The organism is Protofrankia coriariae, assembly GCF_001017755.1.
Classification (GTDB): domain Bacteria; phylum Actinomycetota; class Actinomycetes; order Frankiales; family Frankiaceae; genus Protofrankia; species Protofrankia coriariae.
Genome location: NZ_JWIO01000054.1, coordinates 1 through 14,580, shown reverse-complemented (window position 1 = coordinate 14,580; position 14,580 = coordinate 1). Strand labels below are relative to the sequence as shown.

General features: G+C 68.1%; 13 protein-coding genes, 2 tRNA genes and 4 pseudogenes. 11 read left to right on the top strand and 8 right to left on the bottom strand.

Annotated features, from left to right (window positions below):
• Positions 1–97: 97 nt before the first annotated feature.
• Complete coding sequence (locus FrCorBMG51_RS21915; RefSeq protein WP_047224908.1) at positions 98–1,432, bottom strand: cytochrome P450; 1,335 nt, start codon at positions 1,430–1,432, stop codon at positions 98–100.
• A 429-nt stretch (positions 1,433–1,861) separates the two neighbouring features.
• On the opposite strand from FrCorBMG51_RS21915, the pseudogene FrCorBMG51_RS33260 reads away from it, so the two are divergent.
• The 4 genes and pseudogenes from FrCorBMG51_RS33260 to FrCorBMG51_RS21905 all read left to right on the top strand — a co-directional run.
• Positions 1,862–2,467, top strand: a pseudogene (locus FrCorBMG51_RS33260) (LLM class flavin-dependent oxidoreductase); the annotation flags it as partial.
• 58 nt (positions 2,468–2,525) lie between these two features.
• Positions 2,526–2,630: pseudogene (locus tag FrCorBMG51_RS35135) on the top strand (TIGR03854 family LLM class F420-dependent oxidoreductase); the annotation flags it as partial.
• A gap of 30 nt (positions 2,631–2,660) precedes the next feature.
• Positions 2,661–2,906, top strand: coding sequence for a hypothetical protein (locus FrCorBMG51_RS35130; RefSeq protein WP_476742230.1), 246 nt, complete (start codon positions 2,661–2,663; stop codon positions 2,904–2,906).
• A gap of 332 nt (positions 2,907–3,238) precedes the next feature.
• Complete coding sequence (locus FrCorBMG51_RS21905; RefSeq protein WP_047224907.1) at positions 3,239–3,802, top strand: hypothetical protein; 564 nt, start codon at positions 3,239–3,241, stop codon at positions 3,800–3,802.
• 137 nt (positions 3,803–3,939) lie between these two features.
• Here FrCorBMG51_RS21905 and FrCorBMG51_RS21900 read toward each other — a convergent pair whose 3' ends face one another.
• The 3 genes and pseudogenes from FrCorBMG51_RS21900 to FrCorBMG51_RS21890 form a co-directional block, all read right to left on the bottom strand.
• Positions 3,940–4,953, bottom strand: coding sequence for an NAD-dependent epimerase/dehydratase family protein (locus FrCorBMG51_RS21900; protein WP_047224906.1), 1,014 nt, complete (start codon positions 4,951–4,953; stop codon positions 3,940–3,942).
• Positions 4,954–5,084: 131 nt separating this feature from the next.
• On the bottom strand, positions 5,085–6,164 hold the full coding sequence (locus tag FrCorBMG51_RS21895; protein WP_338052790.1) for an ATP-binding protein: 1,080 nt from the start codon (positions 6,162–6,164) through the stop codon (positions 5,085–5,087).
• Positions 6,165–6,267: 103 nt separating this feature from the next.
• Positions 6,268–6,756: pseudogene (locus FrCorBMG51_RS21890) on the bottom strand (winged helix-turn-helix domain-containing protein); the annotation flags it as partial.
• On the opposite strand from FrCorBMG51_RS21890, the gene FrCorBMG51_RS28675 reads away from it, so the two are divergent.
• From FrCorBMG51_RS28675 to FrCorBMG51_RS21855, 7 genes are all read left to right on the top strand, one after another.
• Positions 6,756–8,267, top strand: coding sequence for a hypothetical protein (locus FrCorBMG51_RS28675; RefSeq protein WP_047224905.1), 1,512 nt, complete (start codon positions 6,756–6,758; stop codon positions 8,265–8,267). The pseudogene FrCorBMG51_RS21890 and the gene FrCorBMG51_RS28675 overlap by 1 nt on opposite strands.
• A gap of 165 nt (positions 8,268–8,432) precedes the next feature.
• Positions 8,433–8,810, top strand: a complete 378-nt coding sequence (locus FrCorBMG51_RS21880; RefSeq protein ID WP_047224904.1) for an RNA-binding S4 domain-containing protein — start codon at positions 8,433–8,435, stop codon at positions 8,808–8,810.
• 242 nt (positions 8,811–9,052) lie between these two features.
• Positions 9,053–9,652: a TetR/AcrR family transcriptional regulator gene (locus tag FrCorBMG51_RS21875; RefSeq protein ID WP_047224903.1), complete on the top strand. Its 600-nt coding sequence runs from the start codon at positions 9,053–9,055 to the stop codon at positions 9,650–9,652.
• 148 nt (positions 9,653–9,800) lie between these two features.
• Positions 9,801–10,643, top strand: a complete 843-nt coding sequence (locus FrCorBMG51_RS21870; RefSeq protein WP_047224902.1) for an alpha/beta fold hydrolase — start codon at positions 9,801–9,803, stop codon at positions 10,641–10,643.
• 381 nt (positions 10,644–11,024) lie between these two features.
• The gene (locus FrCorBMG51_RS25775; protein ID WP_052914933.1) at positions 11,025–11,558 is read left to right on the top strand and encodes a hypothetical protein; all 534 of its coding nucleotides are present in this window, start codon (positions 11,025–11,027) and stop codon (positions 11,556–11,558) included.
• A 331-nt stretch (positions 11,559–11,889) separates the two neighbouring features.
• A tRNA-Asp gene (locus tag FrCorBMG51_RS21860) sits at positions 11,890–11,964 on the top strand.
• A 90-nt stretch (positions 11,965–12,054) separates the two neighbouring features.
• Positions 12,055–12,131, top strand: a tRNA-Phe gene (locus tag FrCorBMG51_RS21855).
• A gap of 71 nt (positions 12,132–12,202) precedes the next feature.
• Here the strand turns inward: FrCorBMG51_RS21855 and FrCorBMG51_RS21850 are convergent.
• The 4 genes and pseudogenes from FrCorBMG51_RS21850 to FrCorBMG51_RS32055 all read right to left on the bottom strand — a co-directional run.
• A complete protein-coding gene (locus FrCorBMG51_RS21850; RefSeq protein WP_047224901.1) occupies positions 12,203–13,414 on the bottom strand; it encodes a tyrosine-type recombinase/integrase in 1,212 nt (403 codons plus the stop codon).
• 210 nt (positions 13,415–13,624) lie between these two features.
• Positions 13,625–13,963: a hypothetical protein gene (locus FrCorBMG51_RS21845; RefSeq protein ID WP_047224900.1), complete on the bottom strand. Its 339-nt coding sequence runs from the start codon at positions 13,961–13,963 to the stop codon at positions 13,625–13,627.
• Between the two features lie 183 nt (positions 13,964–14,146).
• Complete coding sequence (locus FrCorBMG51_RS21840) at positions 14,147–14,341, bottom strand: helix-turn-helix domain-containing protein (RefSeq protein WP_047224899.1); 195 nt, start codon at positions 14,339–14,341, stop codon at positions 14,147–14,149.
• Positions 14,342–14,375: 34 nt separating this feature from the next.
• A pseudogene (locus FrCorBMG51_RS32055) lies at positions 14,376–14,580 on the bottom strand (hypothetical protein); the annotation flags it as partial.

Sequence of the window (14,580 nt, the reverse complement as noted above, 5' to 3'; positions counted from 1 at the left end):
GCTGGAGCCCCGCCGAGCCCGGCTCGGCCAGCTCCGCGAAGCGGAAAAGATCGACTGTGCCCGATGGGATATCGATCGACATGATCGACAGACCTGGTCACCTCAGTTCCAGGCGTACCGGGAGCCGGCGCAGCCCACCGACAAAGTTCGTCTGGACGACCTTCCGGTCGCCGGTCACCTCGAGCGACTCCACCCGAGGGAGCAGCTCTTCCAGCATGATGCGCAGTTCCTGCCTGGCCAGGTGCATGCCGATGCACATGTGCGGGCCGTACCCGAAGGCAATGTGCTTGTTCGGCCGGCGGTTGATGCGGAACTCGTCGGGCGCCTCGAAGATGTCGGTGTCGCGGTTCGCCGACTGGTAGAGCAGCATGAACCGGTCACCCTTGGTGATCTGCTGTCCTCGCAGGACGTAGTCCTGGGTCGCCTGCCGGACGAAGTGCTTGACCGGCGACACCCACCGCAGCCCCTCGTTGACGAGGTCGGGCACGAGCGACAGGTCGGCTCTGACCCGGGCGAGTTCGTCCGGGTGGTGAGCCAGCACCTCGATGATGCCGGCCAGCGTGCTCGACGTGGTGTCGTGCCCGGCGGTGGAGATCGCGACAAACCAGCCGTAGGCGACCTCCTTCGCGAAGAACTCTCCGTCGTCCGGGTGGCGGGCGTTCGCGATGATGGAAGCCAGATCGTCCTGCGGCTCGGCACGCCGGGCCTCGACGAGAGCGTCGAAGTAGGCGTAGAAGTCCCGGATCGCGGCCGACCACTGCTGCGCCGCCGCCTCGGGGGTCAGTGCGGCGACATCGTCACGCTGGGTCTCGGGATCCGCGGTGCCGAAGAAGTCCTGGGTGAGGGCCATCATCCGGGGCTCGTCCTCGGCGGGGACCCCGAACAGCGACATGACGACGTGCAGCGGGTAGTAAAGCGCGAAATCCCCGACGAAATCGAGATTGTTGACACCTGGGCGCAGCCGGTCGGCGATCGCCTGCGTGGCGAGTTCGCGAATGCGGCCCTCCCATTTCTTCAGCGACGCGGGCCGGAACCACTCGTTCGCGATGTCCTTGACCATCGTGTGCTCGGGCGGATCGAGATAGGTCACCGTTTCGAGGATCCGCAGGCTTCCACCGGTCAGGGACCTGGTGAACGCGTCACCCGCCTGGTTCTGCAGGATCGGGTTGTGTGAGCCCGGCTCCGCACCGCCACCGCTGGTGAAGACGGCCGGCTGCTTCTCGATCTCCATGATGTCCGCGTGCCTGGTGACGAGCCAGATCGGGTCGTAGCCTTCGACGCGCACCTTTGCCAGCGGCGCGTTCTCCCGCAGCCATCGGTACGCCGCGAAGAGCGGCTCGTCGTCCCGGTGTCCCTCGGGCAGCACCACACGTCGCGCGATCTCGTCCGGGACGCCGGTGGCTGAGGTGGATTCCGTGTGCGTGACAGTCATACGACGCTCCTGCGTCAGGGCGAGTAGCCGTCCGGGCGGTTTGAACGGCCCTACCGGTGATGCACCTCATCATGTGAGCTCAGTCACGAATCCCGCATCACCCTTAAGAGAGCTTTTCCTACTCCCATGAGAGGCCGGTCGTCTCTGTCGAGATGACGGATCTACCCGCCGTGAGGACGGACTCACCAGCCGAGCGGGACGGGTTCGCCCACGGGTGGCCGCCTCCCATGGATCTTGCCGACCGGGCCATCGCGGGACTGATCGAGGACAGACGGCTGGCGGTCACCGCCGGAGCGCCCGGTCTGGCCGCGGCAGCGCCTGGCCGGTCCGCCCCGACGCGACACCCGGTATCGCACGTGTAGCTGATACTCGCCTTCAGACTCCGGCCAGGCCGTTTACTTCAACGGCGGGTGAAACGCCGACCCGTCGGTGGACGGTTTTCCCGCACGCCGCTGCCCGGCAAGGAATGCGCCGGCCGGGGACCGGCTTGGACGGGATGTGAAGGTACGGATCGGGATCGCGCCGGGAGCAGGCCGCAACGAGAATCCGGAGAATCTGGAGGAAATCGTCGGCCGGCTCGACGAAATCGGGATCGACTCCCTGTGGCTGTCGGAGATCGTGTCCTCGCCGGCACCGGACCCGATGGTCGGCCTGGCCTACGCCGCCGCGCGGACCCGTCGACTCAAGCTGGGCACCGGGGTGTCCGTCCTGCCGGGGCGCAACCCCGTGCTGTTCGCCAAGCAGCTCGCCACTCTCGCGCGCCTCGCCCCTGGCCGGATCCTGCCCGCCGTGGGCCTCGGCCCGGCGCGGGCGGCCGACCGCGATGCCTTTCCGCTTCCCTCGCCCCTGCCGCCTTCTCCTTCTCCTGCGCCGGCGAAGGAGAAGGAAAGAGGGCCTGGTGGTCCCGGGCAGCGCGGAGCGGTGTTCGACGAGGCGCTTGTCCTGCTGCGCCGCCTGCTGACGGAACCATCGGTGACGTTTCACGGTCGGTACTTCACCCTGGACGACGTCGGCATCGGTACCCTGCCCGCGAAGCCCCTCGACATCTGGCTCGGCGGAGCCGCGCCCGCNNGGCGGAGCCGCGCCCGCCGCGCTGCGCCGTGTCGGCCGGCTTGGCGACGGCTGGCTGGCGTCTCTGATCACGCCGTCCGATGCCGCCAGAGGGATCGCGGCTGTCGCGGCGGCGGCCGACGCGGCCGGGCGGACCGTTGATCCCGAGCACTATGGGTTGAGTATTCCTGTCGCGTTGGGTGACGGAATCTCGCCTGAGCTCGCCGCTACGCTCCGGCGTCGGCGGCCGGACGCCGACCCCGCCGCCCTCGTCCCCGAGGGTTGGGACGCGCTGCGGCGCCGTATCGGGGACTACATCGCGGTCGGGATGAGCAAGTTCGTGGTCCGGCCGGTGACGTCCCCGTCGTCCTGGGGCGATTTCATCGACCAGTTCGCCACCGAGCTGCTGCCGCTCGAAACCTGACGGCCCCCGGCCCCTCCGGTGAGCGGTGGATGGTGGCGCGGCCGGCCGGCCCGGCTGTTCTCCGCGGCGTCGCCGCGCCGTCCATGATCGACGCCATCACCATCGCCGCCGGGCTATGGCTGTGACACCACCCGCCTCACCATCACCCTGAGTGACCTATTTGCATCTTTATGATCTGCTGACAGACAACTTCCGCCTACACCGCGTTCCAGCAGCAGACGTAAAACTGTCGCCTATATGCCAATAGTAGCTAATCGGTCGCTCAAAGTAAGAAGATGCTCTTGGCGGAGAAATCACGTCCAGGATGTGATCGACAACCACCAGGAGGAGTCATGAGCCGTTGGGAACTGGCGAGCCGGAGCCGGATACGCGCCTTCCGTGAAGGTCCGTTCGTGCTGATCGTCGCCGAAGGCGAACTGCCCAACCCCGGCTATGAGGTCGACATCGCCAAGAGCCTGCTACGCATCTTCCCGCAGCAGTTCAATCTCCTGCGTCGCGCGAAGCCGGGCATCTTCCCGCAGTATGTCACGCCGTATCGCTACGCCGAGACGGTCCGCTACCCCGAGGACCAGGACACGATCACGGTTCATCACGCCGACGGCACCGACCGCGTCGACATCGAGCCCACCGGCAAGGAGCTGGCCAGCTTCGTCGCGGCTGTCCGCGGCGGCGCCGACCGGCCCGCCCTGCCAGCGGAGGCCGAGGAGGCCATCGGCCTGTCCTCCAAACTCAGCTTCGACGAGGCGTTCGCCAACGCCGTGGCCAACCTGCCGCCGTCGGACGCCATCCTCGCCGACGCGCTGGCCCGCGTCCAGGTACTCGAGATCGGTGGCCTGTTCGGCGGCTTCGCCGGTTTCCACCACCTGTTCGTCCGGGTCAGCCGCACCATCACCTGACCGTCGTTCGACCGTGATGGCAGGCCGTGTGCCAGAAGGACCACATGCCGGAAGGAACGGCATGCCGGAAGGAACGGCATCCCGAAGCACGAGGTCCACGGTCACCGAGGAGCCGGGAACGAAAACGCCGTGGATCGTCATCCGCGCAGCGGATCGCGGGCGAAGGCATTCACTCCTTCGTCGAAGGTGACCCGGGGCTGATAGCCGAGGAAGTCCCGGGCCAGGGCGGACGAAGCGGTGATATGCCGGACGGGCGCTGTCCCACCGAAAACCCGCGCCAGTACCGAGGCCATGTCGCCGACGCTGTGCGGCTCGCCCGAGCCGATGTTGAGCGGTACGAGCTCGCCGAGTACGCCCGGGTGTCGCAACGCGTGCAGGTTCGCCTGCGCGACATCGTGGACGTGGACGAAGTCACGTAGTTGTCCACCGTCCTCGAACACGCGTGGTGGCTCTCCCCGTTCCAGCGCGCTGCGGAAGATCGACGCGACACCGGCGTATGGGGTGTCCCGGGGCATCCGGGGGCCATAGACGTTGTGGTAGCGCAACGCCAGGACGCTGCCGCCGGTGGCGGTGGCCCACGCGGCGGCAAGGTGCTCCTGGGCGACCTTCGTGGCCGCGTAGACGCTCTTCGGCTCCAGCGGCGCGTCCTCGGCGACAAGCGTCGGCTCCAGCGGACGGCCGCAGCTCGGGCACGGCGGCTCGAACCGGCCGGCAGCCAACTCGGCCGGCAGCCGCGGGCCCGGGCGCACCGGCCCGTCGGCCGGGCAGCGGTAGCCACCTTCGCCGTAGACCACCATCGAACTCGCCAGCACCAGGCGCCGTACTCCGCGACGGGCCATGGCAGCCAGCAGCACCGCGGTGCCGAGGTCGTTGTGCGCGGCATAGGCCGGCAGATCGTCGAGATCGACTCCCAGCCCGACCATGGCGGCCTGGTGGCAGACGGCGTCCACGCCGTCGAGCGCGGCTTCGACCTGGGGCCGGTCGGTCACGTCTGCGACAATCAGCTCGGCGGCGGCGTTCACCTCGGGTCTGCTCCGATGCACCGCCGGCAGCAACGCGTCGAGGATCCGGACGCTGTCGCCAGCCGCCACAAGCATGTCGACCACGTGGGAGCCGATGAACCCGGCGCCGCCGGTAACCAGGATGCGCATACCCACGGACGCTAACGACTCCGGAGCGCTCCGGATCTTACGAACCAAGGAAGCCGGAACCGAGGAAGCCCGCGGAGACCGGGAAATCCGGAAAACAGCGTGCGTCCGTCCAGACGGCCGGGGAACGTTGTTCAGGCGGCCGGGAGCGCGACGACGAAGCGGCAGCCAGCCCGATGGTTGTGCACGGTGACGTCGCCGCCATGGGCTTCGACGATCCCACGGACGATCGCCAGCCCGATCCCCGAGCGTACCCGGAGCTGGTGGGGATGATCGCCGCCGCCGGGAGTCCGCGCCGCCTCGCCTCGGAAGCCGAGTTCGAACAGGCGGGGAAGATCGTCGGCGGGGATACCGCCACAGCGGTCGGCCACGGCGAGCAGCGCCCGGTCACGAGCGGTGTCCGCTTCGGCGGTGACCTCCACCGTCCCGTCATCCGGGGTGTGCCGGACGGCGTTGACGAGCAGGTTAGTCAGCGCCCGTCCGACTTCGGTCGCGTCAGCGATGACGAACACCGCATGATCGGCGGTGCCGGTGAGGGTGATGCCCTTGGCCCGCGCGATCGGGTCCACGACGGCGATCGCGTCCGACACGAGGTCGGCGAGGCACACCTTCTCAAGGGTCAGCCGGAAGGCCCCGGCCTGCAGCCGGGCCAGTTCGAACAGGTCGTCGACCATGCCGGTCAGTCGCTCGGCATCGGCAAGTATCAACTGATGGTAACGATATATTGTCTCACTGTCGGTCACCAGGCCGTCCCGCAGGGCCTCCGCCGTCGCTCGGATTCCTGCCAGCGGGGTCCGCAGGTCATGGCTTGTCCAGGCCACCAGCTCGCGCCGGCTGGCTTCCAGCGCCCGCTCACGGTCACGCGCCGCCACCAGTCGGACGTGGGTGGCATCCAGCGTACGTGCCAGTGTGGCAAGTTCGGCCGTTGGGACGCGGGCCGCTCCGTGATAGCCGGCCTCACCGAGAGTGGCCGCGGCGCCGGTCAGCATGGTGGTGGCGGTGACGACCGGCCGCCCCAGCCGCACCGCGGCGGCGGTGGCGACCACCGCCGAGACAGCGACCACGATCAGCACGACCCGCAGGTCGTGCTCGGAAAGGAACATCGCCCGCGCGGTACCGGCGACCCCCACCGCCACCGCCACCACCGGCACGACCGAGAGCGCCGCCACTGTGGCCCACAGTGGCCGCCTCCACAGCAGGCGCAGCAACGGCACCCCGTCAGCGCGGCCACGGCCGAACAGGCGAGCGCAATCATCACGACCTGTAGTTCTGCGCTCATCGCTTCTCCGCTCTACCGCACTCTCCACTCGTGATCCGTCATGTTCCATGGGCGACAGACGTGTCGTCGGTGGGCCGCGGTGACTTCTGGTCGTACCGGTAGCCGACGCCCCACACGGTGACGAGCATCCGAGGGGCGGTCGGATCGTCCTCGATCTTCTCCCGCAGCCGGCGGATGTGGACGGTGACCGTCGAGGGGTAGCCGTAGCTCCATCCCCACACCTGTTCCAGCAACTCGGCGCGAGTGAAGGCGCGGCCGGGATGGCGCAGCAGAAAGGCCAGCAGATCAAACTCACGCACCGTGAGAGAGAACCACCCCGTGCCGGATGGCGGTACGGGCGGCCACGTCCACGACCGGTGTGCCGGCACGCAGCACACCGGATGNGGCTCGGTCGCCCGCCGCAGTACGGACCGCACCCGCAACGTCAGCTCGCGCGGTGAGAACGGTTTGGTCACGTAGTCGTCGGCACCCGTTTCGAGGCCCGCGATACGGTCCGCCTCCTCACCCCGAGCGGTCAGCATGATCAATCGCCGCCGCTGTCGGGCTGTTGGGCCTGCTCGCGGTGCAGGCTGCGATCCTGCGCCAACCCGGCTACCTGCCCGACCGGGCGGACGTGCTGTACCCGACCATGCTCTGGTGGGTGCTCGGCGTGGCCACCGCGGCCCTGCTGCTGCGCGCCACCCCCCGCCGGCTCGCCGTCGGGCTGCTGCTCGCAGGCACTGTCAGCATCCATGCCGTGGCGTTCACCCACGGCCCGCAGCTGTCCGACGACCTCTACCGTTACGTCTGGGACGGTCGGGTGCAGGCAGCCGGTATCGACCCGTACCGTTACGGCCCGCTCGACCCCGCGCTCGCCCACCTGCGCGACCGCTGGCTGTTCCCGGACCCGGCCGGATGCGCCGCCATCGGACGCGGCCCGGAATGTATCCGGTTGAACTATCCCCGGGCGCACACCGTCTACCCTCCAGTGGCGCAGGCCTACTTCGCCGTGCTGCATTTCCTGCCCGGCCCGCCGCGTGAACACAAGACGCAGTTGTACGCGTCGCTGGCGTCACTGGCCCTGGTCGGGCTGATGATGACAATGCTGACGGCGCGGGGCCGGGATCCCCGGCACGCCGGCTTCTACGCCCTTTCACCGCTCGCCGGTCTCGAGATCGGATCCGACGCGCATGTGGACGTCCTCGCCGCGCTGCTCGCGCTCGGTGGCATCGCGCTTCTCACCTCGCGGCGCCGTCGTCCCCGGCCCGCTGTGGCCACACGGGCAGGTGGAGCCAACGGGATCCGCGCGGCCGGTGAAACAACCGGTATGACGAGGGAAACCGGCATGGCCGAGGAGGCGCCCAGCCGCCGCCGGACCTGGCTCGCCGGGAGCCTGCTCGCGGCGGCGGTGGCGGTGGCGGTGGCGGTGGCGGTCAAGCTGTACCCGGCGCTACTCCTGCCGGCAGCCGCCCGACGCCGCCCGGTCACCCTGATCGGAGCGACCGTCACGATCGTCGGACTCTTCTACCTGCCCCACGTCCTGGCCGTCGGACCAGCGGCCCTCGGCTTTCTTCCGGAATACCTCAACGTCGAGGGATACGGCCGAGGCAGCCGTTTCCTGCTGCTCACGGCCCTCGGCATCGACGGGGCCGCCGCCAGGGCCGCCGCCGTGTCGGCGCTGGCCGCGGTCACCGTGATCGTTCTACGCAGCGACCCATACCGGGTTCCCCTCGAACGGGCCGCGCTGTGGCTCGTCGGGGCCGCTTTTCTCATCGCCACTCCGGTCCAGCCCTGGTACGGAATCCTGCTGGTGGCGCTCGCCGTTCTCGCCGGTCAGCTGGAGTGGCTCGCTGTCGCGGCCGCCGGCCATCCCGTGTACGTGTCCCTGTTCACGGATCTGCCCGGCGACGCCCGGACGCTGCGAGTCCTCTCCTACACCGTCGCCGCGCTCGTCGTGCTCGTCGCCGCCCTGCTGCGCCGACGGCGACGCGGCATTCAGCCACCGCACATGTCGGTCGGCGCAGGCGTGACGGTGAACTCCCAGGCGGACGGACGGTGAACAGACCGCGTGGACGAACAGGAGATCCCGACGGGGATCCGTGATCATCGCCCACCGCCGTGTACCGAGGCCACGCGGGCAGGGCGTGGGTACCGGTCTTTGTCTCCTGCCTTGTCCTCCGCCCGGTTGATGACCAGGCGGCTGTCGGATTCGTAGAGTCGTGTCATGGCGGCGCAGGAGGGAAGCGTACGGGTCGACGCCTGGATCTGGTCCGTACGCCTGGTCAGTACACGGTCGCAGGCGACCGAGGCCTGCCGCGCCGGACATGTTCATCTCAACGGCGAGCGGGTCAAGCCGGCCCACGCGGTGCGCGCCGGGGACGAGATACGGGTGCGGCACGCCGGGCGCGAGCGGACCATCGTCGTCACCCGTCTTCTCAGCAAACGGGTCAGCGCGACCGTCGCCGGAGAATGCTTCATCGACCGCAGCCCGCCGCCGGCACGGGAGGGCGCCGCGGCGGCAGGTGTCCGCGACCGCGGCGCGGGGCGCCCGACCAAACGCGACCGACGCGCCCTGGAACGTCTGCGCAACCGCGACCGGTAAATCCACGGTCAAGCCGCGCCCAGGTCCGGACGGTCCTGGACAGGCTGGACGGGCCCACCGGCTCGAGGTGAACGGTCGTTTCCCGAACGGCACGGGCTCGCGGCGACAGCGTCAACTGTCGCCAATCTGACAACAGTCGTCCGCATCCTTTTTAAAGGAAGCACTCGTGCGCTCGCCGAAGCCGCCTACGACATCGGACACATCACCGGCCAGCGAAAACGACCGTTCCGTACACTGGGCCGATGAAGCGCGAGCAACAGATCCTCCAGGCGGCGGAAAAGCTCTTCTACGAACGTAGTTTCGACGGCGTCGGAGTCGATGCGATCGGGAAGGAGGCCGGGGTCACCGGGTCGGCCATCTATCGACATTTCAACAGCAAGGACGAAATCCTTTCCGTGCTGTTCGACCAGGCGGCCGACGCGCTGCTGGCCAAGGTCGGGGAACCCATGCACGACCCGTGGGAGGAACTGACCCGACTCATCCGGGCGCACGTCGAGTTCGCGGTGAGCCACCAGCGTCTGGCGGGGATCTGGGCACGGGAGCAGCGGGCGCTGGCACACGCCGACCAGCGCAACTTCCTACGGCGCCAGCACCGCTACCTCGACCGGTGGATCGCCTGTCTGGACGCCTGCTTCCCCGGCCATTCGCGCGACGAACTCGTTTCCGCCGTCCAGGCCGTGCAGGCGCTGCTCATGTCCGACGCGACCCGTCCCCCCGGCGGCAGACGTGTGCCACAGCTGCGGGCTCTACTCACGGACATGGCGCTGGCCAGCCTGACCGCGCTGACAAAGCCGGCCACCGAAGCCGCCCCGCCCCCGTCCACCGCCGCGATCGCCGGATAGCATCCCCGCCCGTCAACGGGGCCGATCGCCCGGGGCAAATCGGGCATTCCGCACGACGGGAGCAACGTGCGCCCCGGACGGATGCCGCACGACCCGGCCGGGTACGACCGCTGCCAGCGGCCGTGTACATCCGCGCAAGGGGGAGAAAATGCCTTACATAACCGTCGACCAGGAGAATTCTGGCGATATCGATATCTATTACGAGGACCACGGATCCGGCCAGCCGGTCGTACTGATCCATGGTTTCCCGCTCGACGGGGCATCGTGGGAGAAGCAGATCCCGATGCTGCTGGACGCCGGCTATCGGGTGATCCACTACGATCGGCGGGGATTCGGCCGGTCCAGCCAGCCAGTGACCGGCTACGACTACGACACGTTCACCGCCGACCTGAACGCGCTGATCGAAACACTCGACCTGCGTGACATCGTCCTGGCCGGCTTCTCGATGGGCACCGGCGAGATCACCCGCTATCTCGGGGCGTACGGCACCGACCGCGTCGCCGCCGCAGCCCTGTTCGCGCCGCTCGCGCCATACCTGCTGAAAACCGACGACAATCCCGAAGGCGTGCCGGCAGCGGTGTTCGAGGAGATCAAACAGGCCATTCGCGACGACCGGTTCGCCTACCAGAAGGATTTTCTCGACAACTTCTACAACATGGACGTCTTCGGCGGTACCGCCCGCGCCAGCGAACAGGTCTGGCAGCACGGCTGGGCCGTGGCCGTCGGCGCCTCGGCACTCGGCACGTTGCGGTGCGTCGACGCGTGGTGCACCGACTTCCGCGGTGACGTGCCCGCGCTGTCGAACGTTCCGCTGCTGGTCGTGCAGGGCACCGAGGACCGCATCCTGCCCATCGACAACACCGGACGCCGGTTGCGGACCCTGGTCAGGAACGTGCAGTACCACGAGGTCGACGGCGGCCCGCACAACATCGGCTGGACCCACGCCGAGGTCGTCAACCCACTCCTCCTCGGCTTCCTCACCAAGCAGTGACTTCCCGGCCGGCGACTTCCTCCTGGCCGGCGGCTTTCCGGCCAGCTCTCGCCGGCCGGAACGGGAACACGCCCGGGGTGTGCCCGGCCCGCGTACGCCGGTCGGGCACACCTCCGCAAGCAGCCATGACCGTCATGAATCCGACCCGTCACCCATCTGACCAAAGGCGGGATCGTTCAGGGCAGCGGGATTCATTGTCGCAATCCCTTCAGACAGACAGATAATACCGAACGCTACAATCCGACAGCGGAGCGTTCTCATAAACTCTGAACACTTCCTGAACGCAGGGCTCAGGTGATCAGCCCACGCTAGGAGTGAATCAGACGTGCCGCTGGGGTACGTCGAAGGGGGTAGACGACGATGCGACCTCGACTTGGCACCATGATCACGACGATCGCGACAGTCGGAACTCTGAGCATCGCGGGCATCACCGCGGTGGCACTCGCCTCACCTGACAGCACCACCAGCCTGATCTCTCCGGCCGGGGCGACGACCAGCCTGTCACCGAGTGACGACTCAAGCAAGGACACGGCCACGCTGGACTCCGATCGGCCGCGACACAGGCATCACCACTGGCACGGCGGCCCGGGCTGGTGGGGCTACGACGACGACGACGTCGACGACTGGGCCGCGTCCCGCCCGCTGCACGGCGACGCCACGGTCCGGACGGACGACGGCTACCAGGTCATCACCTACCAGCGTGGTGAGCTGACCAACGTGTCCCAGAGCTCGGCCACGATCAAGAGCAAGGACGGGTACGAAGCCACCTACGCCGTGACAGGCGACACGGACCTCTGGATCGACGGTGACGACGCCGGCATCGGCGACTTCAAGACCGGAACCACCGTGGTGGTGGCCGCGGCCGTCGACGGTGACACCCGCACCGCCGAGCATCTCGTCGAGCTGTCGGACTGATCCGCGCGAGCGTCCGTCGGCATGGCTGACAGCTCCACGCAGGCCCACGCAGGCCCGGACAGGCGCACCACCAGCCCGTTCGGGCCTGTTGGGCACGATTTTGCGGTGTGCACGCAGGCACGCCAACCTCCGTCCCCGGACCCTCCCACCGTGCTGTAGGCTGTTGTCCAGCATCAGACGGAGCCCCGGTCGATCTCAGGGGCTCCGGAGGAAGCCTTCCAGGAACATGATCAGATGAATACGATCAGACGGTCCGGGCAGGCTCTTCTCGCCGAAGAACAGGCACAGCGGCAACCGGCAACGCTTGTGGTACAACTGAACAGCACAGCATGGTCCCGTGGTGAAGTCTGGAGTTCACGCCGCCCTGTCAAGGCGGAGGTCGCGGGTTCGAATCCCGTCGGGACCGCGCTCACATCATCGGATGCCAGCAGCACCACGTTGGCAATCTCCATCGATGTGACCTGCTAGGCCCGCGTATGACAGGATGGTCGCACCGGGGCAGGTAGCTCAGTCGGTACGAGCGTCCGCCTGAAAAGCGGAAGGTCGGCGGTTCGACCCCGCCCCTGCCCACCACCTTTGACCTGCGGCTCTGCCTTCTGGGCCATGATCCCTGACCGTCGTTGACGGCAACCCTGACGGCAACGTCAGCGAAGCTGATCGTCCAGTTTGGTCAACGCCTCTCGCATCTGATCGAGCGACGTATGTGCGTAGATCGTCATCGTAACTTCGATCGCCGCGTGTCCGGCGATGTCTCGGACCGTGTGCGGCGGCACACCCAGATGCAGGAGCAAGGTCACACAGGTATGCCGAAGATCATGAAAACGGACCCCTTCGGCCCCGATCTTCTCGCGTAGCGGATACCAGCTCCGCCGGAGGTTGTCCGGCTCGATCGGCGTACCGATCAAGCTTGTGAACACATGGCCCGTCTCCACCCAGTCCGTCCCGGCGTGGGAGCGTTCTTCCCGCTGCCGGTCGGCGTGGCGACGCAGCGCGTCCGCCGTGGCACCGAGAAGCGGGATCGTCCGTTCCGACCGCTCCGTCTTCGGCGTGACCGTCCGCAGTTCACCATCGACCCGTTGTAGGTTGCGGCGCACGGTGAGCGTTTTGGCGTCAAGGTCGACGTCTGGCCAGTGCAGCCCGAGGAGCTCACCGCGCCGCAGCCCGAGGAACAGCGCCAAGACGTAGAGCGCGTGCAACCGGTCGCCCTCGGCCGCCACCAGCAGTTTGCGGGCCTGATCGACAGTCAGCCCCCGGTTAACCTTGTACTTCGGGCCTGAAACCTTGACCAGCTTCGCCACGTTTCGACGGATCAGCTCCTCCCGGAGCGCCGCCTCCAGCGCGTTGCGCAGCACCGCATGGACCTGCTGCCGCAGGCGGACGGACGGCAACGACTTGCAGCACCGGCCGGCCGCGCAGCACCGTCGCTCGTCCTCGGCCCGCTTGTGATCCGTCTTGTGAAGGCAGCACAGGCACGTGTTCTCCAGACGCCGGAGGAACAGCCGTACGTCCGCCCCGGTGAGCCTGTTCAGCTTCTTCTTCCCGAGCACAGGCACAAGGTGCACCCGGACCACCACTTCGTACCCCTGGTACGTCCTCGGCTTGCACGCCGGCTTCACGATCTGCTCAAGCCAGTACGTCAGGAACCGCCCGACCGTCCAGCCCGTGGCCTCTGCCGGAATGCCCTGGTCGGAATTTGCTTTGAGGTCGGTCAGCTTCTGCCGAACCTCTTCGTCCGTCTTCCCGTAGACTCGGCGTCGCTTGTACGTTCCTTCGGGCATCAGCACGTAGGCCGCACCTTCCCAACGCCCATCCTTGCGCTGGTAGTAAGTGCCTTCACCGTTGATCCGCTTCGCCATCTGAGCGAGCCTCACTTTCGAGTTCGTCGCGCATGGATGACCCGCTCCTCTGGGGCGAAGGAGGGTCCGCCGGGAGCCCGGCCGCGTCCAGGGCGCTACCGCGTCACTACGTGATCGGCTTCGCCGACCCTGGACCCGTCCGCGCTCCCGACGGGCGTAACGCCCAGCAGAGGAACGGGAAAGAAATGGGGGAAGGACCGCGAGTCCTGGTCAGCGCGGCTGAGGCAGGGCGGGAACCATCCGATACAGGCGGACGTCAGGCAGCCAGCCGCCAGCCGGACCAGGTTGGCGCGGCGGGGGCGTTGCCGTTGCCGGAAGTGCGCTGCCGGGGATCGCGCGGAACACCAGAACCACGTCGACGTCTCCGAGGGCTTCGACGAACACCGCGTCGGTGGGGATCGCGACCGCGATCCGGGCGATGTCGAACGGGTCGGCGCCCGGTTTGACGGTCATCTCGTAGAAGCCGTGGCCGGGGGCGTCGAGGCGGACGAAGGGCCGTCCGTCGGAGGGGTCGCGCGGCGGGTCGAAGCCAGGCGGAATGATGGGCACGGGTCGGTACTCCCTTGGCTGTTAAGGGGTGCTGATCAAGGTCCCGGTGTGGTGTTCCCGCACCCGCCGGGACCGCCTTACAGATCTTTTGTTCCTACGTGACCGGAGGTCCACGGGCCGCATCGCCGCGCGTGCTGCACTGCCGAAATCCGGCTGTCCGGTTCGGCGCGAATCCGACCGCGGTCATGCCGCAGCCTCCGTGTCCGGGGCGCCGCGGAGCCGATCGACGTAGGCGACGAGTGCCGCCCGTGGGATCCGCCGTGACCGTCCGATGCGGACGGATTCGATCTGCCCCGCCGCCATCAGTTCGTAGACGGTGGACCGGCCGACACCGAGGACCGCGGCGGCTTCGGCCGCGGTCAGGAGGAGCTTGTTCATACGTCCTCGCCGGAATCGTCGTAAGACTTGGAGATCATGCGGCATCGCGGAGTAGAGGGTCGGTTGCCGACACCGGGTCGGGGTGTCCGCGCGCTGCCCGCGCCGCGTCCAGTTGAGCGCGCCACCGATGGCGGTCCGCGACCGCACGCAGCAGCAGGTGTTCCCGCCGGGGTGTGGCCGGATCCCCAGGGCGTAGAAGCTGCCAGACCGCCCGGTCGGCGCCGCCGTCCTGGCCGCCG

Bases quoted from the DNA above. Each gene is read 5' to 3' on its own strand.
- FrCorBMG51_RS21915 (WP_047224908.1), bottom strand. From the start codon at position 1,432: ATGACTGTCACGCACACGGAATCCACCTCAGCCACCGGCGTCCCGGAC.
- FrCorBMG51_RS21905 (WP_047224907.1), top strand. From the start codon at position 3,239: ATGAGCCGTTGGGAACTGGCGAGCCGGAGCCGGATACGCGCCTTCCGT.
- FrCorBMG51_RS21900 (WP_047224906.1), bottom strand. From the start codon at position 4,953: ATGCGCATCCTGGTTACCGGCGGCGCCGGGTTCATCGGCTCCCACGTG.
- FrCorBMG51_RS21880 (WP_047224904.1), top strand. From the start codon at position 8,433: ATGGCGGCGCAGGAGGGAAGCGTACGGGTCGACGCCTGGATCTGGTCC.
- FrCorBMG51_RS21875 (WP_047224903.1), top strand. From the start codon at position 9,053: ATGAAGCGCGAGCAACAGATCCTCCAGGCGGCGGAAAAGCTCTTCTAC.
- FrCorBMG51_RS21870 (WP_047224902.1), top strand. From the start codon at position 9,801: ATGCCTTACATAACCGTCGACCAGGAGAATTCTGGCGATATCGATATC.
- FrCorBMG51_RS25775 (WP_052914933.1), top strand. From the start codon at position 11,025: ATGATCACGACGATCGCGACAGTCGGAACTCTGAGCATCGCGGGCATC.
- FrCorBMG51_RS21850 (WP_047224901.1), bottom strand. From the start codon at position 13,414: ATGGCGAAGCGGATCAACGGTGAAGGCACTTACTACCAGCGCAAGGAT.
- FrCorBMG51_RS21840 (WP_047224899.1), bottom strand. From the start codon at position 14,341: ATGAACAAGCTCCTCCTGACCGCGGCCGAAGCCGCCGCGGTCCTCGGT.